The organism is Kitasatospora sp. NPDC058444, assembly GCF_042721415.1.
Taxonomy (GTDB): Bacteria; Actinomycetota; Actinomycetes; order Streptomycetales; family Streptomycetaceae; genus Kitasatospora.
Map to the genome: position 1 here is coordinate 1 of NZ_JBHXLL010000078.1, position 20,443 is coordinate 20,443.

Genomic DNA, 20,443 nt, shown 5'->3' on the forward strand with positions numbered 1-20,443 from the left:
GGGGGGGGTCCGGGGGGTGCCCTGGCGGGCCGTGGGGGGCGGGGGGGCGGGCGTTACCCGGGGCCCCCCCCCCCCGGGCCCCCCCGGCCCCGGGGCCGGGGGGGGGGGGGGCGGGGGGGGCCCCCCCGCCCCCCGTCCGCGTGTCTGAACGGGCGGATCGCGCCCCGGCTGGTCAGGCTGGTGTCACACCCGACCAGCCGCCAGGACGGAGCCGCCATGCCCATCGACGCAGTCACCGAGGTGCCGGTGCCGGTCAACGAGCCGGTGCGGGCGTACGCCCCCGGCAGCCCGGAGCGGGACCGGCTGGTCCGGCGCCTGGACGAGCTGGCCGCCGAGCAGGTGCCGCTGCCGATGACCATCGGCGGCGAGCAGCGTTTCGGCGGCGGCGAGCGGATCGAGGTCGTCCAGCCGCACCACCACGCCGCCAAGCTGGGCGTGCTCGGCAACGCCACCCGGGAGGACGCCCGGGCGGCGGTGGACGCGGCGCTGGCCGCCGGGCGGCAGTGGCGCTCGCTCTCCTTCGACGACCGCGCGGCGGTCTTCCTGCGCGCCGCCGACCTGCTGGCCGGCCCCTGGCGGGAGACGCTCAACGCGGCCACCATGCTCGGCCAGTCCAAGACCGTGCAGCAGGCGGAGATCGACTCGGCCTGCGAGCTGATCGACTTCTGGCGGTTCAACGTCGGGTTCGCCCGGCAGATCCTGGCCGACCAGCCGGCCTCCTCGCCCGGCGTGTGGAACCGCACCGACCACCGCCCGCTGGAAGGTTTCGTCTACGCCGTCACCCCGTTCAACTTCACCGCGATCGCCGGCAACCTGCCCACCGCCCCGGCGCTGCTGGGCAACACCGTGGTCTGGAAGCCCGCGCCGACCCAGACCCTGGCCGCGTACCACCTGATGCGGCTGCTGGAGGCGGCCGGCCTGCCGCCCGGGGTGATCAACCTGGTGACCGGCGACGGCCTCCAGGTCTCCCCGGTCGTGCTGGCCGACCCGGCGTTCGCCGGGCTGCACTTCACCGGCTCCACCGCCACCTTCCAGTCCCTGTGGCAGACCATCGGCGCCAACATCGGCGGCTACCGCGCGTACCCGAGGATCGTCGGCGAGACCGGCGGCAAGGACTTCCTGCTGGCCCACCGCTCGGCCGACCCGGAGATCCTGCGGACCGCGCTGATCCGCGGCGCCTTCGAGTACCAGGGCCAGAAGTGCTCGGCGCTCTCCCGCGCCTACCTGCCGCGCAGCCTCTGGCAGCGGATCAAGGACGACTTCCTGGCCGAGGTGGACGCGCTCGCGGTGGGCGACGTGACGGACCTGTCCAACTTCATGGGCGCCCTGATCGACCGGCGGGCCTTCGAGAAGAACCGGGACGCCATCGACCGGGCGAAGGCCGATCCGACGATCGAACTGGCGGCCGGTGGGCAGTACGACGACGCGATCGGCTGGTTCGTCCGGCCGACCGTGCTGGTCTCCTCCGACCACCGGGGCGAGATCTTCCGGACCGAGTACTTCGGCCCGATCCTCGCCGTCCACGTCTACGAGGACTCCCGCTGGGACGACGTGCTGCGCCGGGTCGACGGCGGCGCCCCGTACGGCCTGACCGGCTCGGTGATCGCGCAGGATCGTTACGCCATCGCCCAGGCCGTCGAGGAGCTGCGCTTCACGGCGGGGAACTTCTACATCAACGACAAACCCACCGGAGCCGTCGTCGGCCAGCAGCCCTTCGGGGGCGGCCGGGCCTCCGGCACCAACGACAAGGCGGGCGCCGCGCAGAACCTGCTCCGCTGGACCTCCGCCCGGTCGATCAAGGAGACATTCGTCCCGCCGACCCACCACGGCTACCCGCACATGGGCTGAGAGTGAACACCAGGCTCCGGTTTGGACATGGTGTCCAGGACGGACGTGACTTCCTGCGGGTTTGCTCCTACCTGTCCCTGTGCACCTTCGATTGATCCGGTTAGGCTGGCTGGCGTCGTCGGGTGGCTGCAGGACGAACGTGACGTCCTACCCACTGGAAGGACGTTTCATGCGCGCCATGAGCCCCTTTCAGTCGGATGGTGCGGCAGGATTGCGGTGACCCGTCGGTGTACATCCACACACCACCGAGTCACGCAACGGCGCGCGACAGGAGCCAAGAAGTCATGCAGACCAAGCTGGACGCAGCCAAGGCCGAACTGCTCAAGAAGGCAGCCGCAGCCGCTGAGAACAGCCAGGTGGGGGGAGCGGCGCCGGGGGAGGGTCTGAGCAACGGCGCTCTGACCGCGTACCTGCACCACTACTACCTCCACACCGCGCCCGAGGACCTGGTCGACCGCGACCCGGTCGACGTCTACGGCGCGGCCGCCTCCCACTACCGCCTGGGCCTCAAGCGCCCGCAGGGCACCGCCGAGGTGCGGGTGCACACCCCCTCGGTCGAGGAGAACGGCTGGTCCTGCGGCCACACGGTGGTCGAGGTCGTCACCGACGACATGCCCTTCCTGGTCGACTCCGTCACCAACGAGCTGTCCCGCCAGGACCGCGCGATCCACATCGTGATCCACCCCCAGCTGGTCGTCCGCCGTGACATCACCGGCAAGCTGCTGGAGATCCTGGACGTCGACGCCTGCTCCCGCAGCCAGGCCGCCGGCGCCGACTGGCCGGCCGACGCGACCGTCGAGTCGTGGATGCACATCGAGATCGACCGCGAGACCGACCGCGAGGACCTGCGCTCCATCGAGGCGGACCTGCGCCGCGTGCTCGGCGACGTCCGCGAGGTCGTCGAGGACTGGGGCAAGATGCGCGAGAGCGCGCTGCGCCTGGCCGACGAGCTGGCCGAGCAGCCCCCGGCCGGCCTGCCCGAGCAGGAGGTCGGCGAGGCCTGGGAGCTGATGCGCTGGCTCGCCGACGACCACTTCACCTTCCTCGGCTACCGCGAGTACGACCTGGTCGAGCACGAGGGCGAGGAGGTCCTCAAGGCGGTCGCCGGGACCGGCCTCGGCATCCTGCGCTCCGACCCGCACAGCCACGACGACGCCCACCACGCGGTCAGCGAGGCCTTCGGCCGGCTCTCCGCGCCGGTCCGCGCCAAGGCCCACGAGAAGAAGCTGCTCGTCCTGACCAAGGCCAACAGCCGTGCCACCGTGCACCGCCCGGCCTACCTGGACTACGTCGGCGTGAAGAAGTTCAACGCCGCCGGCGAGCCGATCGGCGAGCGCCGCTTCCTCGGCCTGTTCTCCTCCGCCGCCTACACCGAGTCGGTCACCCGCATCCCGGTCGTGCGCCGCAAGGTCCAGGAGGTGCTGGAGGACTCCGGCTTCTCCAGCGAGAGCCACGACGGCCGCGACCTGCTCCAGATCATGGAGACCTTCCCGCGGGACGAGATCTTCCAGACCCCGGCCTCCGAGCTGCTCTCCATCGCGACGAGCGTGCTCTACCTCCAGGAGCGCCGCAAGCTGCGGCTCTTCCTGCGCCAGGACGAGTACGGGCGCTACTTCTCGGCGTTCATCTACCTGCCGCGCGACCGTTACACCACGCGCATCCGGCTGCTGATCACCGACATCCTCAAGGAGGAGCTGAACGGCGCCACCATCGACTACACGGTGTACGCCACCGAGTCGGTGCTGACCCGCCTGCATTTCGTGGTCCGGGTCGCCCCGGGCACCGAGCTGCCCCAGCTCACCGAGACGGACATCGAGCGGATCGAGAACCGCCTGGCCGAGGCCGCCCGGTTCTGGATGGACGGCTTCCACGACCAGCTGCACGTCGAGCTGGGCGAGGAGAGGGCCGCCGAGCTCGGCCACAAGTACGCCAACGCCTTCCCCGACGGCTACCGCGCCGACTTCCCGCCGCGCACCGCCGTCGCCGACATCAAGCAGATCGAGTCGCTGCACGGTGAGGGCGACTTCCGCCTGAACCTGTACCAGCCGGTCGGCGCCGGCGACGACGAGCGCCGCTTCAAGATCTACCGGGTCGGCGGCCCGATCTCGCTCACCGAGGTCCTGCCGGTGCTCCAGCGCCTGGGCGTCGAGGTGCTGGACGAGCACCCGTACGCGCTGCGCCGCTCCGACGGCACCACCGCGTGGGTCTACGACTTCGGCCTGAAGCTGCGCGAGGCCACCGAGCTCACCGACGAGGCCCGCGAGCGCTTCCAGGAGACCTTCGCCGCCACCTGGACCGGCAAGGCCGAGAACGACGGCTTCAACGAGCTGGTGCTGACCGCCGGGCTGACCTGGCGCCAGGCGATGATGCTGCGCACGTACGCCAAGTACCTGCGCCAGGCGGGCTCCACGTTCTCCCAGGACTACATGGAGGACGCGCTCCGCAACAACACCCACACCACCCGCCTGCTGGTCAACCTGTTCGAGGCCCGGCTGAGCCCGAGCCACCGTTCGGGCGCCCTGGAGCTGACCGAGGGCATCCTGGAGGAGCTGTCCGGCGCCCTCGACGAGGTCGTCTCGCTGGACGAGGACCGCATCCTGCGCTCCTTCCTGAACCTCATCAAGGCCACCCTGCGGACCAACTTCTTCCAGCGCGCCGCCTCCGGCGAGTGGCAGTCCTACGTGTCGATGAAGTTCGACCCGAAGGCCATCCCGGACCTGCCGGCCCCGCGCCCGGCGTTCGAGATCTGGGTCTACTCGCCGCAGGTCGAGGGCGTCCACCTGCGCTTCGGCAAGGTCGCCCGCGGCGGTCTGCGCTGGTCCGACCGGCGCGAGGACTTCCGCACCGAGATCCTGGGCCTGGTCAAGGCGCAGATGGTCAAGAACACCGTCATCGTCCCGGTCGGCGCCAAGGGCGGCTTCGTCGCCAAGCAGCTGCCGGACCCGGCGGTCGACCGCGACGCCTGGCTGGCCGAGGGCGTCTCCTCGTACAAGACCTTCATCTCGGCGCTGCTCGACATCACCGACAACCTGGTCGGCGGCGAGGTCGTGCACCCGGCCGACGTGGTCCGCCACGACGAGGACGACACCTACCTGGTCGTCGCCGCCGACAAGGGCACCGCGACCTTCTCGGACATCGCCAACGGCGTCGCCGAGTCCTACGGCTTCTGGCTGGGCGACGCGTTCGCCTCCGGCGGCTCGGCCGGCTACGACCACAAGGGCATGGGCATCACCGCCCGCGGCGCCTGGGAGTCGGTCAAGCGCAACTTCCGCGAGCTCGGCGTCGACACCCAGACCGAGGACTTCAGCGTCATCGGCATCGGCGACATGTCCGGCGACGTCTTCGGCAACGGCATGCTGCTCAGCGAGCACATCCGCCTGGTCGCCGCCTTCGACCACCGCCACATCTTCCTCGACCCGAACCCGGACGCGGCCGTCTCGTACGCCGAGCGCCGCCGGCTGTTCGAGCTGCCGCGCAGCTCCTGGGACGACTACGACAAGTCGCTGATCTCGGCCGGCGGCGGGGTGTTCCCCCGCTCGGCGAAGGCGATCCAGCTGACCCCGCAGGTCCGGGCCGCGCTCGGCGTCGAGGCGGCCAAGCTGACCCCGGCCGAGCTGATGCGGGCGATCCTCCAGGCCCCGGTCGACCTGTTCTGGAACGGCGGCATCGGCACCTACGTCAAGGCCTCCACCGAGACCAACGCCGAGGTCGGCGACAAGTCCAACGACGCCATCCGGGTCAACGGCGAGCAGGTCCGCGCCCGGGTGATCGGCGAGGGCGGCAACCTCGGCTGCACCCAGCTCGGCCGCATCGAGTACGCGGCCACCGGCGGCCCGGAGGGCACCGGCGGCTGGATCGACACCGACGCGATCGACAACTCGGCCGGTGTGGACACCTCGGACCACGAGGTCAACATCAAGATCCTGCTCAACCAGGTCGTCGCCGAGGGCGACATGACGGTCAAGCAGCGCAACGCCCTGCTGGCCGAGATGACCGACGAGGTCGGCCACCTGGTACTGCGCAACAACTACGCGCAGAACGTCGTGCTGGCCAACGCCGTCTCCCAGGCGCACAGCATGGTCAACGTGCACGCCCGGATGATCAGCCGCTTCGAGTCGGCCGGCCAGCTGGACCGCGCGCTGGAGTTCCTGCCCACCGAGCGCCAGATCCGTGAGCGCCAGCAGAACGGCCGCGGCCTCTCGCAGCCCGAGATGTCCGTCCTGCTCGCCTACACCAAGATCATCCTGGCCGAGGAGCTGCTGGCCACCGAGCTGCCGGACGACCCGTTCTTCCGCAGCGCGCTGCACGAGTACTTCCCGAGCGCGCTGCGGGCGAGGTTCGCCGACGCGATCGACAACCACGCGCTGCGCCGCGAGATCATCACCACGCTGATCGTCAACGACACGATCAACCGCGGTGGCTGCACCTTCGCCTTCCGCCTGAAGGAGGAGACCGGCGCGACCTACGAGGAGATCGCCCGGACGCACACCGCCGCGCGGGCCGTCTTCGACCTGGAGCCGATCTGGGCCGAGATCGAGGACCTGGACAACCAGGTCCCGGCCCGGGTGCAGACCAAGATGCGCCTGCACTCGCGGCGCCTGGTCGAGCGCGCCACCCGGTGGATGCTCAACAACCGCCGCCAGCCGCTCGACATCGCCGGCACCATCGAGTTCTTCCACGACCGGGTCAACCAGGTCTGGGCCTCGCTGCCCAAGCCGCTCCGCGGCGAGGACCTGACCTGGTTCGAGTCCGTGTACAACGAGCTCGCCGCGGCCGGGGTGCCGGAGGAGCTGGCCACCCGGATCGCGGGCCTCTCCTCGGTCTTCCCGACCCTGGACATCGCCGAGGTCGCGGACCGCTCCGGCAAGGACGTCGCCGAGGTCGCCGACCTCTACTACGACCTGGGCGACCGGCTCCAGATCTCGCACCTGCTCGACCGCATCATCGAGCTGCCCCGCACCGACCGCTGGTCGTCGATGGCCCGGGCCGCGATCCGCGAGGACCTCTTCGCGGCGCACGCGGCGCTGACCGCCGACATCCTGGCCTGCGGCCCCGAGGGCGCCACCCCGGAGGAGCGGTACACCGCCTGGGCCGAGCTCAACGCGACCCTGCTGAACCGCGCCAAGAGCACCCTCGACGACATAAGGGGTTCGGACAACTACGAGCTGTCCAGCCTCTCGGTCGCGATGCGCGTCATCCGCACCCTGCTGCGCACCGGTTCGATGCGCTGACGGACGGCTGCACCGGAGGGGCCCGCGTCCACGGGGACGCGGGCCCCTTCCGCATGCCCGGCCCGTTCCGCATGCCCGGCCCCTTCCGCAGGCCCGCTCCGTTCCGCATGCCCGCTCCGCTCCCGTGCGGGACCCTCCCCGCGGGCCCCCTTCCGTTCGCGGTTCCGCCCCCTCGTCGTTCCCCCCGATTTCGCGGCCCCGATAAAGGTTGTGGATCGTGAGCGCACCTTCGCTACGGTGTTCCCCAAGGATCACCTGGGGGGTTGTCGCATGAGGAAGAACCGGGCCTCGGTCCGCGCGTTGGGCGTGGGCGTCTCGGTGGCGCTGCTGGTGGCCGGAGCCGCGGCCTGTTCGTCGGACGACGGGAAGGGCGGCGCGAAGGACACCGCGAAGGCCGGTGCCGCGGCCACGGCCGGGGCGGGAGCGCCCGCGGCGGCGCCCACGACGAAGGCGCCGGAGGCCTTCGCGGCGGCCGGTTACCGCGGTCTGACGCCGGGGATGGCGAAGGACGCGGGCCTGGCCACCGGCGCGCTGGAGACCGCGCCGGTCTCACTGCTCGGCGGCTGCACCGACTTCGTCTACAAGGGCGGCCCGGCACCGGACCAGGCCCGGATGGCCGCCGAGGCGGCCACCGAGGCCCGCTACAAGGAGCTGAGCGCCAAGGCGGACGCGGCCAGTGGCAAGGCGCCCGCCCAGGCGGGCACCCTGCCGCCGAACGCCTCCGCGAAGGACGCGGCCGCGGCCGCCGCCGGTTCGGCCGCGTCGGCCGCGGACTCGGCCGCCGCCGCCAAGCTGGTCGCGGACTCGACGATGGCCCTGGTCGACCTGAAGGTCGCCCGGGAGACCATGGAGAAGGCGTACCAGGCCACCGGCCGGGTCTCCTTCTCCGACGCGGGCCTGCGCGAGCTGGTCGCCCCGGCGGACGCGAGGACCGCCGAGGGCATCGGCGCCGGCGCCACCGTGGAGGCCCTGCAGCAGGCCTACGGGGCCAAGGGCCTCAAGCAGAGCGGGTCCGGCAGGTACGAGCTCCCGGTGGAGGGCCGGCCGGGTTGGCAGTACGTGTTCACCGTGGACGGGGACAAGGTCGCCGGAATGTCCGTGGTGAACTTCGCCCTCAAGTGCTCCTGATCGACTGACCGGCCGGCCGCCGAGGGCCCCGACGAACCCGCCCGGTTCGTCGGGGCCCTCGGCCGTTCCCCGGAGCCGCGCCGATTCCGGAGCGTGCCGGCGCGGCCACTCTGCGCGTGAATCGAAGTGTGGTGGGGACGTGTCCCTGTGGTTAACGCGGCGTCACGAACTGCGCCATTTCTTGTCAGAGTTCCCAGCAAGTCGTGGAATTTCGCCCCAACTGCCCTTTTTGGTATCTGTTCTGACATGGCATGAGTTGCAGTAGGCTGACTCCGCGATAGGCGTCGCCGCAGGTCTCGTGCCGGAATGCACTTCGATGTGATGTGACATCAGGTGCCTTTCGGGGAGGTTCAGGCCGCCAGTCCCATTCGCGCTTCGGGGCCCGGACCGGCTCCGCGCGATGCCACCTGAAGAGAGTTTCATGACGTCATTTGTGCAGGAACCCTTTTTCTGGGTCTTCATCGTGGTGATGCTCGCAGCCGTCGGAGCGGCCCTCCAGGCCCGCCGGACGAACCTCGCCCTGCGGCGGCGCAACGCCTCCCTGGAGGAGGAGAACGCCCTGGCACAGCGCCGGCGTGACGAGCTCGCCGCGCTGCACGACCATCTGCAGGGCCAGCACGCGTCCGAGCTGGCCACCGTCCGCCGGGACGCCGAGGAGGACACCAAGGCCGTCCTCAAGGCGGCGATGCGGACGCTGCAGGGCTTGGCCGACGAGCAGCAGGTCGTCATCGACAAGGTGCAGCGGAAGTACGGCGACAGCCCGCAGATCCTCGCCGACCTGATGACGATCGACCACACGAACAGCCAGTTCGGCCGGCGCGCCCAGGGCATCGCGGTGCTCTGCGGCGGCTGGCTGGGCCGCCGCGAGAGCGTCGCCTCGGTCTACGACGTGGTCCGCAGCGCCCAGGGCCGGATCCGGCACTTCGACCGGGTGCGGATCCACTCCCGGGTCAGCGTCTCGCTCGCCAGCAAGGTCGTCGAGCCGGTCGCCGTGGTGCTGTCCGAGCTGCTCGCCAACGCGACCAACTACTCCGCCCCGGACACCCCGGTGGAGGTCAGCGTCCAGGCCGTCCCCACCGGCGTCTGCCTGATCATCGACGACGCCGGCCTCGGCATGGGCCAGGAGGAGAAGGACCGCGCGGCGCAGCTCCTCAACCCGGGCGCGCCGATCAGCCTCACCAGCCTGGGCAACCCCCCGAAGTTCGGCTTCGCCGTCTCCGGCATGCTGGCCGCCCGCTACGGCTTCCGGGTCTCCGTCGACTCGGTCTCCCCGTACGGCGGCGTGCGCGCCGTGGTGCTGCTGCCGGCCGAACTGCTCAGCAGCGAGGTCGCGGCCCCGCCCGTCGCCGCGCACACCGACTACCAGGACTACCAGGACTACCAGGCCGCGCCGGTGGAGCAGCCGGCGCAGGCCTGGGCGCCGGCCGCCGGTCAGCGGCTCGTGTCGCTGTCCGAGCCGGCCGCGCCCCTGGCCCCGGTGCCCGCGCCGTACCAGGCGACGGCGGGGCCGGAGACGACCGCGGACGGACTGCTGCCCCGGCGCCGCCGCCAGCGGCCCGTTTCGGTCGTCCCCACCCCGCAGGACCCCGGTCGGGCCGAGGAGCCGATGCGGAGCACCGGCCAGCACACGCCGTCCCGCCTCGGCGCGTTCCAGCGCGGCACGCTGTCCGGCCGTAACACCATGACCACGGAAGGAACCGAGATCCAGTGAGCCGTGATCTTTCCTGGGTGCTGAACGACCTGCTCCAGGTACCCGGCGCCCGGCACGCCATCCTCGTCTCCGCCGACGGCCTCCTGCTCGAACGCTCCAGCGAGATCGGCCGCGACGAGGCGGAGACCAACGCCGCCGCGATGAGCTCGATGCAGTCGCTGAGCCGCGCGGTCGCCCCGTTCGTCGGCGCGGGCGGCGGGGCCTGGCGCCAGACCCTCCTGGAGTACGACCACGGCTGGATCTTCCTGATCGCGGCCGGCAGCGGCGCGTACCTGGCCGCCTCCACCGCCCCCGACGTCGACATGGAGGCGATGTCCTTCCGGATGCAGCAGCAGGTGGGCGCACTCGGACGGGCGATGTCGGCGGCGCCGCGGCAGAGCTCGCTCAGCGGCTCATGACGACCGGCGGCGAGGAACAGCGCGTCACCGGTGGCTTCATCCGCTCCTACGTCATCACCGGTGGACGCGAATTACCGAATGCGGACGACCTGTCTCTGATCACCCTGGTCACCGTCGCGCCCGAGCAGGACCTTCCCAGCCTGTCGAGCCCCGAGACCCGGGCGATCTGGGAGCTGTGCTCCGGCGGCTACCTCTCGGTGGCCGAGGTCGCGGCCCGGCTGGAGCTGCCCGTCGGGGTCGTGAGGCTGCTGCTGACGGACCTGATCCGTGAGGGACGGCTGCTGCGCCGGTCGGCCCCGCCCCCGGCCCAGGCCCCGGACCCGAGACTTCTAGAGAAGGTACTGCATGGACTTCAACGCCGGTTCGCCTGAGGACATCTACGTCCCCGGCGCGGTGACGACCGCTGTCAAGATCCTGGTCGTGGGGCACTTCGCGGTCGGCAAGACCACGCTCATCGGGGCGCTGTCGGAGATCGCCCCGCTGAGCACCGAGGAGAGCATGACGCAGGCGTCCATCCGCGTCGACGACCTCCGCGGCGTACCGGACAAGAAGACCACGACCGTCGCCCTGGACTTCGGCCGGCTGACCCTCGGCGACGACCTGGTGCTGTACCTGTTCGGCACGCCGGGGCAGCAGCGGTTCATGCAGCTCTGGGAGGACATGGCGCGGGGCGCGCTGGGCGCGCTGCTGCTCGCCGACCCGACCCGCCTCGCGGACACCTTCCCCGTCATCGACCTGATCGAGCAGTACGGCCTGGAGTACGCGGTGGCGGTCAACAGCTTCGACCGGCAGAGCGACTACACCGAGGACCAGCTGCGCGAGGCGCTCGACCTGCTGCCGCACACGCCGGTGGTGTTCTGCGACGCGCGCGACCAGCGCTCCTCGGCCAACGCCCTGCTGACGCTCGTCCGGCACCTGCTCGACCGCGCCTCCTGAGCGCCCCCACGCCCGCCTCCCCCACGCCTCCCCCCTCACGTCTCCCGGGTCCGCACCCGCCCGGGGCCACCTCCAAGGAACGACCCATGGAATCTCTGCAGCGACCCGTCCCGCAGTCGGCTCCGCCGGGCTGCCCGATGCACGCCGGCGTGAGCACACCGCTCTACGGGGAGATGTTCTCGGCCGACCCCGGCGCGGTCTACGACAAGCTGCGCGCGAACGGCCCCGCCGCGCCGGTGGAGCTGGCCCCGGGGGTGGACGCCACCCTGGTCACCTCGCACGAGGCCGCCCTGCGGGTGCTGCAGAACCCGGGGATGTTCGCCCGGGACTCGCGGCGCTGGGCGGCGCTGAACGAGGGCCGGGTGCCGATGGACAGCCCCGTCCTGCCGATGATGTTCTACCGGCCCAACTGCCTGTTCACGGACGGCGCCGAGCACCTGCGGCTGCGCAAGGCCGTCACCGAGAGCCTGGACCGGCTCAACGACAACCGGCTCAACCGGCACGTCGAGCGGATCGCCGGCTACCTGATCGACCAGTTCAGCCCGCTGGGCCGGGCCGACCTGCTGAACGACTACGCCAAGCTGCTGCCGCTGCTGCTGTTCAACCAGCTGTTCGGCTGCCCGGCCGACATCGGCGACCGGCTGACCCGCAGCATGTCCGCGCTCTTCGACGGCCTCGACGTGATCCAGGCCAACGAGGAGCTGACCTCCTGCCTGATGGACCTGGTCGCGCTGAAGCGCCGCCAGCCGGGCGACGACATCACCTCCTGGCTCATCCAGCACCCGGCCGGGCTGCGGGACGAGGAGCTCAAGGACCAGCTGGTCATGCTGATGGGCGCCGGCGTCGAGCCCGAGCGCAACCTGATCGGCAACGCCCTGCTCCTGCTGCTGTCCGGCGAGGGCGGCTCCGGACTGCGCATCGAGGACGCCCTCGACGACGTGCTGTGGAACAACCCGCCGATCGCCAACTACGCGACGCACTACCCGATGCAGGACCTCAACCTGGGCGGCGTCGAGATGGACGCCGGCAGCCCGGTGGTGATCAGCTTCGCCGCCGCCAACAGCGACCCCGTGCTCACCGACGCCCGGCTGACCCTCAGCAAGGGGGCCCACCTGGCCTGGGGCGCCGGCCCGCACGCCTGCCCGGCCAAGTCCCCGGCCCAGCTGATCGCCCTGAGTGCGATCGAGTGCCTGCTCAACGCGCTCCCGGACGTCACGCTCGCGGTTCCCGCGGACAGCGTGGAGTGGCGGCCGGGCCCGTTCCAGCGCGGCCTGGTCTCGCTGCCGGTGCGGTTCAGCCCGGTGGCCGCCCGCACCGCGCGGCCGGTCGCGGACACCGCCCCGGCCCCGTCGCCGGCCGGCTCCGAGCAGGCGCAGGCGCAGGCGTACGCGCAGGCCGCCGTCGCCGCGCCCGCCCGGGCTCCGCAGAAGAAGGGGTGGTGGAGCTCCTTCCTGGACGTCTTCCGGCTCTGAGGCGTCCCGGGCTCCGGGCTCCGGGCATCGGGGCGTCGGGGCGTCGGGGCGTCGGGGCGTCGGGCCCTGGGGCGTCCCGGGCTCCGGGCCGTCCCGGGCCCCCTCCGGCGTGCTCGGCGCCGGTCGTCCGGGCCCCGCGCTCCGGGGCCGACGCGCGGTCGGAAGCCGACCGGTCACCGCGAGGTGAACGGCGTGCGACGGCGGTGCAGTACGTGACGGGGGCAACACGGATCGATGCTTGAGCGCGCTGTTGCTGGGTAGTACGCCGCCGTACTGCCCGCCCGCGTGTTGAAGGAGCCCGTGTGACCGCCATGTTGGAAGCCCGCCCCGCGGAGTCGGAGCGCCCTGACGGGAGGGCCGACCGCCGCGCCGCCGTCCCGCTGCTGCGGAGGCTGCGGTCGGTCGAGGGACTCGCCGACCCGAGCCCGGTCTACGACGAGCTGCGGGCGCTGGGCGACCTCGTCCCGGCGCCCTGGGGCGGTTACCTGGTCACCGGTTACGAAGCGTGCGACCAGGTCCTGCGCAGCAGGACCTGGCTCGTCCCCGACTTCGCCTGGCAGGAGCGGCAGACCGGGACGGAGCGCTGGGAGGCCGTCGCCACCCAGGAGATGAGCCGGACCCTCTCCCGGCTCAACGCCCCCGAGCACACCCGGCAGCGGCGCAGCCTCGGGAGCCTCTTCGACCGCAACACCCTGCGGGACATGGTGCCGGAGATCGAGGCCGACGCCGCCCGGCTGCTCGACCGCCTGGCCGAGCGAATACGGACGGACGGCGAGGCGGACTTCGCCTCCGTGGTCAGCGAGCAGCTGCCGATCGGCACCGTCGGGCGCTGGCTGGACATCGCGCCGGCGGACTACCCGCACATCCTGTCGATGACCCACAACCAGGTGCACGCCCAGGAACTGCTGCCCACCAAGAGCCAGTTGGCGGTCTCCGAGCAGGCCACCACGGAGTTGCGCGAGTACTTCACCCGCCTCGTCCGGGAGCGCCGCGAGAACGGCGGCGACGACGTGATCGCGGGCTGGATCCGCACCTGGGACGCGATGGAGTCCGACCGCGAGGCCACCGACCGGATGGTCTACCAGCTCACCATGTTCGTCACCATCGCCTCGCTGGAGACCACGGCGACGCTGCTCTCCTCGCTGGTGTGGCAGCTGCTGCGGACGCCGGGCCGGTGGGAGTGGCTGCGGCAGCGGCCCGAGCACATCGACGAGGCGATCGACGAGGCGCTGCGCTACGACCCGCCGATCCGCGTCAACAGCCGCGTCGCGGGCGAGGACACCGTGCTGGCCGGGGTGTTCCTCCCCAAGGACACCATGGTCCACGTGATGTACGGCGCGGCCAACCGCGATCCGCGCCGCAACCCGGACCCGCACACCTTCGACCCGCTGCGCCGGGGCTCCCACCTCACCTTCGGCGGCGGCGCCCACTACTGCCTCGGCGCGGGCCTGGCCCGGCTGGAGGCGCGTGCCCTGCTCGGGCAGCTGCTGGAGCGCTTCCCGACGCTGCGGGCGGTGAGCCCGCCCGAGCACGCGTCCCGGATGGTTTTCCACCGGGTGACGTCCCTGAGAGTCGCCGCGTGAACGTCTCCCCGCAGGCTCCCCAGTACCCCCCGTACACCGCGCAGCCGTCGTACGCCCCGTACCCTCCGGCGCCGAACGGCTGGTACCCGCCAGCCGCTCAGCCCGCGGCGGCTCCTCAGCCCGAGCCGGCCCGTACGGTCCGTTCCGAGCTCCGGGGAGCGGTGCTCCACGTCGAGCTGGACAGCCCGGCGACCGGGAACGCCGTCACCTCGGCCATGCTGGACGAACTCCTCGCCGTCCTCGCCGCGCCCGACCCGGCCGTGCGCGTGATCGTGCTGTCGGCGGCGGGCCGGGACTTCTGCCTCGGCGGCGACCGCGACGAACTCTTCGCGGGCCTGGACGAGGACCCGACCGGCGGCCGGATACGGAGCTACGGGGACCGGGCGCGCAGGGTCTGCGAGGCCCTCACCAGCAGCCCCGCCGTGACCGTCGCACGGGTCCAGGGCCGGGCGACCGGCGCCGGCTTCGCCCTGGCGCTCGCCTGCGACCTGCGGGTCGGTGCCGACAACGCCGTCTTCCGGCTGCCCGAGCTGGCGCTGGGCCTGCCCGTCGCCTGGGGCGGGCTGCTGCCCCGGCTGCTCCACGAGGTCGGCGCGGCCCGGGTCCGCGAGATCATCCTCACCGGCCGCCCGGTCGGCGCGGTGGAGGCGCGGAAGCTCGACATCCTGCAGCGGGTCGTCTCCGCGGAGGAGCTGGACGCGACGGTGGAGGAGCTGGCCAGGCCCATCACGCGCCGCTCCGAGGCGGCCCTGCGGGTCACCAAGACGTTGCTCGTCTCGCACGCCTCGGCCACCCGGATGGCCGACGCCTCCGTGCTCGACTCCGAGCTGATGGCCTCGGTCATCGCCGCCGCCCACTACACCCGGAGCATGGCCGCCCGGCCCCCGGCCTCCTGACCGCTGGCCCGAGGGCCGCGAGCGGACCGGCCGTGGAGGCCCCGACGAACCACCGGGTTCGTCGGGGCCTCCGCCGTACTCCGGTGGGAACCCGGCGGCCCGTGCGGACAGGTGGGGGACGTGGAACTGTCACAGCGGGCCCGACTGAGGAGTGGCGACCAATGGGCGTTCGGGGAGTTGTTCGATGAGACGGCGGACGACCTGTACCGGTACGCGGTGCGGGTGGTGGGGGACCGGTCGGCGGCGGAGGACGTCGTCCAGCTGACGTTCCTCGAAGCATGGCGTCTGCGCGGCAAGCTGCGGGAGGACGACGGGCCGGTGCGGCCCTGGCTGTTCGGGATCGCCGCCCACGTCCTGCGCAACACGAACCGGGCCGCCCGGCGGCACCGGGCGGCGCTGGCGCGGCTGCCCGAGCGCGGCGTCCTGCCGGACTTCGCCGAGGAGTTGGCCGGACGGCTCGACGACGATGCCCGGCTCGCCGCCGTGCGGCGGGCGCTGGCCGGGCTGCGGAAGGCCGAGCGCGAGGTGTTCGGGCTCTGCGTCCTGGCGGGGCTGGACTACGCGAGCGCGGCCGAGGCCCTCGGGGTGCCGGTCGGCACGGTGCGCTCCCGGCTCTCGCGCGCCCGCACCAAACTGCGCGCGCTGGCGGACGAGGAGCTCGCCCGGGGCGGGCGGGAACTCCCCCGGGCACCGGACAGGTACGGGGTGGCCGCACCGGAGCGGCCAGGTCGACGACAGCGGGGAGGACCCGATGAACCCGATGGACCCGATGAATTCGATGAACGAGGACGAGCTGCTGCTGACGCCCACGGGGCCGGGGCTCTCCGCCGACCGCCGGCGGCAGCTGCGGGGGCACCTGATGAGCGAGTTCGCACGTGGGCCGGTGGCCGCGCCCCGGCGGATCCGGCTCGGCTGGGCGGCCCTGCCCGCCCTGGCAAGCGGCCTGGCGCTGACCGTGGTCCTGGCCGCCGGCCCGACGGAGCCGGCACCCGAACCCGTCGGGCCGGTCGCCGCCGTCGTCCTGGACCGCGCGGCGAAGGCCGCCGAACAGCAGCCCGCCACGGCCGCACGCGGGGACCAGTTCGTCTACGTGAAGATCCTGGACAACTGGGCGAAGGCGGCCGGCGAGGCGCCGCGGACCAGGGAGGACTGGAATTCCGTCGACGGCGGCAGGCGGGGACTGCTGCTCCTGGACGGGCATCTGCCGAACCCCGGGGGAAGCGACGAGCACGGGGAGGCCGAACCCGTGCCGTTCGCCGGGATCGGCAGCTACGCCTACGTCGCCGCCCTGCCGACCGACCCGGACGCGCTGCTGGACAGGATCCACGCGGACACCGCGGGCCTCGGGCCCGGCCCCGACGAGGAGGCGTTCAGGACCGTCGGCGACCTCCTGCGCCAGCAGATCGCCCCACCGGCCGTCAGCGCCGCGCTCTACCGGGCGGCCGCGAAGATCCCCGGCGTCACGGTGATCGACTCGGTGACCGATGCCGCCGGCCGGGCCGGCGTAGCGGTCGCACGACGGGACGGTGGTGGGAAGGTCGAATCCCAGTGGATCTTCGACCGCGCCGACTACACCTTCCTCGGCGAGCGCACCGTCGCCGTCACCGACGGCGCGACCTTCAAGAAGGGCGACATCACCGGCCAGATGGCCGTCCTCGCCCGCGCCATCGTCGACGAACCGGGCACCCGCCCGTAGCGGCCTGCCTCAGGCCGGCTGAGGCCGCCCACGCAGCGCCGCGCGCGCCCGGGCCACGCCCCTCGGGGTGGCCCGGGCTCCGCTGCCGACGGCGATGGTTCTCGTGCCGAGGCCCGCGCAGGCGCGGCAGATTCCGGGGCGGGGCACGGGGTCGTGGCAGCGGCCGCACTCGGCGAACGGAGCCGGTGGCGCTGGTTGTTCCGGTGGCAGCTTGCGCTGCAGGCGGTCCCGGAGGATCGCCACTGCCGAGTGCATCGGCTGGGGCAGCCCGGGGAGCAGGGCGTGGGCCAACTCGGCTTCGTTGCTTCCCCGTTCCAGCCACTGCGTGACGAGCGGTGCCAGCGTCTGCGCCTCGGCCTCGCCGAGGCGCAGACGGGGTTCGGGCCGGATCACCCGGAACAGGGTGGCCACGGCGGCCCGCGTCCGTTCATCCGGGAGGGTGGGTTCTTGTCCCGGGTCCTTTACGGGAGGGGTGACAGCGCCGCCGGTCCCTCGCCCACCGGAAGCCGGGCGGGGGACAGTCGGTTCGGGCTGCGGGGTGTCGAAGACGTGGGCCTCGGATCGGACCGTCCCGTCGGCCATCCGGACCGTGTCGACCCGGTAGTACCCGGCGTCTTTGAGTTCTTTGAGCGCCCGCCGGACGGCCCCCCGGCCCTGCGGGCTGCTGTCCGCCATCTGCCGCCCGTCCTCCCGCCACCCGTCGGGACGGGAGAGGAGGTCGGCGAGGAGGCCACGAGCGGTGTAACTGAGCCGACGGTCCTGCAACAGACCGTTCGGAAGGACGGTGAACGCGCGCATGTGCGCGCTACGATGAATCTGCATCTGGAGGTTCTGCTCCTGGTGCCCGACCCCGGGGTGTCTCACCACCGCCGGGGTCTCCTATGTTCTGTTGATGATGCGGAAAGTAGCACACCGACTACACGCAGTGCGACCCGTTTGCGAATTCCGCCCGTCCGCTACAAGGCGGGCGTGCTCCAGGGGCCCGCGCACACCACTCTTGGGCGCAGGAAGTCGGCCCCGCCGACTTCCTGCGCCAAGAGCACGGCGCGGAGCGGAGCACGATGCTCAAGGCTGGGCGCGTTCGATCGCCTCGAAGATGTCCGCATCGGTCTCCTGCTGCCACAACGGCAGATCGACCCAGTCGGCGACATAGCCCGGCTTCGGATTCTCGATGTGCTTGTGGATCTGGGCGATCCAACACGTCGCGACGAATCGGCCCTTCTGCTCCCTGGTGAGCTTGGACGTGTTGCCGCCGCTCACGATGATGAAGTCACGGACCTGGCCGAAGACGGCGGCGGCGCACTCCCGCTCCCACTCGGGAGTCTCGTCCCATGCGGCGACATAGCCTGCCTTCGGCTCGCCGGGGTAGTGCTTCGACACACCGGCGATCCACGCTTCGCGGAAGATCTGCCCGTCGGACGACATGAATTGCTCCTTCGTCAGGCGGAGTTGTCAAGCGCCGAAATCTGCTGGTACTCCAGGGCAGCGTGACGGTGGTGACTCGCCCCTGCCCGCCTTGGGCGTGGTCGGTACGGGGCTCGCTACCTCAGCGCGGGGAGGCGCGCTACGCCTCAGGTGGCACGCTGTAGCGGCTCAACACGTCGTCGGCCGTGGACTTGTCCAGTAGGCGCAGCTCCCAGGGCCCGGTGTTGACGTCGAACTCCTTGCCGAAGCCGACCCACTTGCCGGCCATCCGGCGCCCGGTCGGATCGACCAGCAGCTGAAGGGCGCCGTGGTACCTGGCCCCCTGGTAGTAGCCGTCCTGAGCGGTCTGTTCCACCCATGAGCCCGTCACGACGTTCCGATCGACGGTGAGGTCGAACGACAGTGGCGAGTCGGGATTGGACGACCCGCCGGGGAGGGACCGGCCGGTGATCCGGTTCCCGCTCTGGGACAGGACTATGTGGTGCAGGCCGGTGAACGTGTTCTCCCGGCTGCTGCTGAAGAACTCGTAGTGGCTGATCCAGACCCCCGAGTAGTCCTCACCCACGGGAGCGGATGCGGCCTGCATGGGCCCGCCCGGTTCATCGCTGGTCATGTCATGGCCTCCCGTACGGTTCGGGCTGATCCTTGGCCGCCTGCCATGGGGCGGACGTGTTCGAGGAGTTTGCGCATGTGGGGGTTGCGGCGGTGCGGTCGGGTCGCGGAGAGCATCGCGCGGAAGCGGTCGTCGCCTGGCCGGATTGGCGGTCAGGAACGCCGAGCGAGTCGATGCGGGCCGAGGTAGTAGGACAGGGCGGCGTGCGACGGCCCGTCCGGAACCCCGCCACTCGTCAGCAGCTTCACCACTTCGCCTTCGGGTATCCACTCCACGCTGGTCGCCTCGGACACGTCCTCGGGCTCGCCGATCCGGGTGCAGTCCGTGACGTGGTAGGCGCGGAAGTGGGCGTCGCTGATGCCGGCCATGGCGTCGTACTCGGTCAACAGCTCGACCCGGCCGGGACGCCAGCCGGTCTCCTCCTCGACCTCGCGGACGATGGCCGCCGCCGGTTCCTCACCAGGTTCGGCCCATCCGGCCGGCACCTCCCAGCCCCAGCGGCCGGTGATGAACCGGTGCCGGTAGAGGAGCAGGAACTCCCCGGCCTCATTGGTGACGACGGCCGTGGTCGAGGCGCGAGGGTAGCGGACGACGTGGTGGTCGATCCGGCCGACACCAGGGATCTCGACGTCATCGAGCCAGACCTCGACCCACGGGCTCCCGTAGACCTGCCGCCGCCCGAACACCTCCCATTCCACGAGCAGTTCCTTCCTCATACCCGCACCAGCTGCATTCCCGACTCTCTCACGCGTGCGGCGAGCTCCCGTACAGGCCTCTCTGCCGACCATGGTGACAGGGATACCTGGAGCGCTCGGGCGCGCAGGACGATCGGCTGAATGATGCTGGCCCGTGCCAAGTCGAGCGCGGAGTGTGCCGTGACACATGCGGCTTCGAAGTCACCTTGGGCGAGCCGCACCTCGGCGAGGTCGAAGGTGAGGACGGCCCTGCCCTTGAGATCGGCAACTGCCCGGCGGCCGATGGCGGTCTCAAGCAGGCGGCTGGCAGCGTCATGCTCGCCGAGGTGTGCGTACGTCTCGCCGGCGAGACCGTCCAGCCGTGGCGCGGTGGCCGCCGATCGTGCCGTCCTCCGCGAGGTCGAGGTCTCCCCGCACCGGCGACCCGGCCCTCTACTGGGCCACCCTCGTCACCTCCGGCGAACTCCTCGCGGCCACCCGTCCCTCCGATTGCCGCATCAAATACGCCCTCATCCACTGCCGCGCCCGCGCAACCCGCCCGTAAGCGCAGGAAGTCGGCCCCGCTGACTTCCTGCGCAGGAAGGGCGGTGCACCGTGCAGTTGCCGCTTCGGCTCTGCCGAAGCGGCAACGGGCTCTTGGGCGCTGTGAATGGGCTCAGCTGTCTTGACCAGGGTTGCTGGGGTGCCTCATTTTCGGGCGGCCCGGCCAACTTTGGCCGGGCCGCCCATGGGCGGGGGTGGGTGGGCACCAGGTGTTCTTGGGCGGGCCCCCCGCAGAGGGCGCGGGCCCGCCCAACCGCAGAGATGGGTT

14 protein-coding genes and 2 pseudogenes are annotated in these 20,443 nt (G+C 71.8%); 12 read left to right on the forward strand and 4 right to left on the reverse strand.

Annotated features, from left to right (window positions below):
- Positions 1-222 precede the first annotated feature (222 nt).
- From pruA to ACFWP2_RS39045, 12 genes and pseudogenes are all read left to right on the forward strand, one after another.
- Entirely contained in the window at positions 223-1,848 is a 1,626-nt protein-coding gene (gene pruA, locus ACFWP2_RS38990; protein ID WP_380460801.1) for an L-glutamate gamma-semialdehyde dehydrogenase, read from the forward strand.
- Between the two features lie 284 nt (positions 1,849-2,132).
- Positions 2,133-7,079 carry an NAD-glutamate dehydrogenase gene (locus tag ACFWP2_RS38995; protein ID WP_380460781.1) on the forward strand — a complete coding sequence of 1,649 codons (4,947 nt, stop codon included), beginning with the start codon at positions 2,133-2,135 and terminating at the stop codon, positions 7,077-7,079.
- A 270-nt stretch (positions 7,080-7,349) separates the two neighbouring features.
- The gene (locus ACFWP2_RS39000) at positions 7,350-8,207 is read left to right on the forward strand and encodes a hypothetical protein (protein WP_380460783.1); all 858 of its coding nucleotides are present in this window, start codon (positions 7,350-7,352) and stop codon (positions 8,205-8,207) included.
- A gap of 421 nt (positions 8,208-8,628) precedes the next feature.
- Positions 8,629-9,918, forward strand: coding sequence for an ATP-binding protein (locus tag ACFWP2_RS39005; protein ID WP_380460785.1), 1,290 nt, complete (start codon positions 8,629-8,631; stop codon positions 9,916-9,918).
- The gene (locus ACFWP2_RS39010) at positions 9,915-10,316 is read left to right on the forward strand and encodes a roadblock/LC7 domain-containing protein (protein WP_360345850.1); all 402 of its coding nucleotides are present in this window, start codon (positions 9,915-9,917) and stop codon (positions 10,314-10,316) included. Before ACFWP2_RS39005 ends, ACFWP2_RS39010 begins: the two co-directional genes overlap by 4 nt.
- A complete protein-coding gene (locus ACFWP2_RS39015) occupies positions 10,313-10,687 on the forward strand; it encodes a DUF742 domain-containing protein (RefSeq protein ID WP_380460787.1) in 375 nt (124 codons plus the stop codon). Before ACFWP2_RS39010 ends, ACFWP2_RS39015 begins: the two co-directional genes overlap by 4 nt.
- Positions 10,662-11,252 (forward strand): ATP/GTP-binding protein, encoded by a 591-nt coding sequence (locus ACFWP2_RS39020; protein WP_380460789.1) that lies wholly within the window; start codon positions 10,662-10,664, stop codon positions 11,250-11,252. Before ACFWP2_RS39015 ends, ACFWP2_RS39020 begins: the two co-directional genes overlap by 26 nt.
- 86 nt (positions 11,253-11,338) lie before the next feature.
- Complete coding sequence (locus tag ACFWP2_RS39025) at positions 11,339-12,724, forward strand: cytochrome P450 (RefSeq protein ID WP_380460791.1); 1,386 nt, start codon at positions 11,339-11,341, stop codon at positions 12,722-12,724.
- A 449-nt stretch (positions 12,725-13,173) separates the two neighbouring features.
- Positions 13,174-14,307 (forward strand): cytochrome P450, encoded by a 1,134-nt coding sequence (locus tag ACFWP2_RS39030; protein ID WP_380460803.1) that lies wholly within the window; start codon positions 13,174-13,176, stop codon positions 14,305-14,307.
- A 161-nt stretch (positions 14,308-14,468) separates the two neighbouring features.
- Positions 14,469-15,203, forward strand: a complete 735-nt coding sequence (locus ACFWP2_RS39035; protein WP_380460805.1) for an enoyl-CoA hydratase/isomerase family protein — start codon at positions 14,469-14,471, stop codon at positions 15,201-15,203.
- Positions 15,204-15,428: 225 nt separating this feature from the next.
- A pseudogene (locus ACFWP2_RS39040) lies at positions 15,429-15,785 on the forward strand (RNA polymerase sigma factor); the annotation flags it as partial.
- 169 nt (positions 15,786-15,954) lie between these two features.
- Positions 15,955-16,899 (forward strand): CU044_5270 family protein, encoded by a 945-nt coding sequence (locus ACFWP2_RS39045; RefSeq protein WP_380460793.1) that lies wholly within the window; start codon positions 15,955-15,957, stop codon positions 16,897-16,899.
- Positions 16,900-16,908: 9 nt separating this feature from the next.
- On the opposite strand, the gene ACFWP2_RS39050 is transcribed toward ACFWP2_RS39045, so the two are convergent.
- The 4 genes and pseudogenes from ACFWP2_RS39050 to ACFWP2_RS39065 all read right to left on the reverse strand — a co-directional run bounded on the left by ACFWP2_RS39050 (position 16,909) and on the right by ACFWP2_RS39065 (position 19,653).
- A complete protein-coding gene (locus tag ACFWP2_RS39050; RefSeq protein WP_380460795.1) occupies positions 16,909-17,310 on the reverse strand; it encodes a hypothetical protein in 402 nt (133 codons plus the stop codon).
- Positions 17,311-17,964: 654 nt separating this feature from the next.
- Positions 17,965-18,324, reverse strand: coding sequence for a hypothetical protein (locus ACFWP2_RS39055; RefSeq protein ID WP_380460797.1), 360 nt, complete (start codon positions 18,322-18,324; stop codon positions 17,965-17,967).
- A 139-nt stretch (positions 18,325-18,463) separates the two neighbouring features.
- Positions 18,464-18,970 (reverse strand): annotated as a pseudogene (locus tag ACFWP2_RS39060) (XRE family transcriptional regulator); the annotation flags it as partial.
- 119 nt (positions 18,971-19,089) lie between these two features.
- The gene (locus ACFWP2_RS39065) at positions 19,090-19,653 is read right to left on the reverse strand and encodes an NUDIX hydrolase (RefSeq protein ID WP_380460799.1); all 564 of its coding nucleotides are present in this window, start codon (positions 19,651-19,653) and stop codon (positions 19,090-19,092) included.
- Between the last annotated feature and the right edge of the window lie 790 nt (positions 19,654-20,443).

Coding starts and splice junctions, on each gene's coding strand:
- ACFWP2_RS38995 (WP_380460781.1), top strand. CDS start 2,133: ATGCAGACCAAGCTGGACGCAGCCAAGGCCGAACTGCTCAAGAAGGCA.
- ACFWP2_RS39000 (WP_380460783.1), top strand. CDS start 7,350: ATGAGGAAGAACCGGGCCTCGGTCCGCGCGTTGGGCGTGGGCGTCTCG.
- ACFWP2_RS39005 (WP_380460785.1), top strand. CDS start 8,629: ATGACGTCATTTGTGCAGGAACCCTTTTTCTGGGTCTTCATCGTGGTG.
- ACFWP2_RS39015 (WP_380460787.1), top strand. CDS start 10,313: ATGACGACCGGCGGCGAGGAACAGCGCGTCACCGGTGGCTTCATCCGC.
- ACFWP2_RS39020 (WP_380460789.1), top strand. CDS start 10,662: ATGGACTTCAACGCCGGTTCGCCTGAGGACATCTACGTCCCCGGCGCG.
- ACFWP2_RS39025 (WP_380460791.1), top strand. CDS start 11,339: ATGGAATCTCTGCAGCGACCCGTCCCGCAGTCGGCTCCGCCGGGCTGC.
- ACFWP2_RS39045 (WP_380460793.1), top strand. CDS start 15,955: ATGAACCCGATGGACCCGATGAATTCGATGAACGAGGACGAGCTGCTG.
- ACFWP2_RS39055 (WP_380460797.1), bottom strand. CDS start 18,324: ATGTCGTCCGACGGGCAGATCTTCCGCGAAGCGTGGATCGCCGGTGTG.
- ACFWP2_RS39065 (WP_380460799.1), bottom strand. CDS start 19,653: ATGAGGAAGGAACTGCTCGTGGAATGGGAGGTGTTCGGGCGGCGGCAG.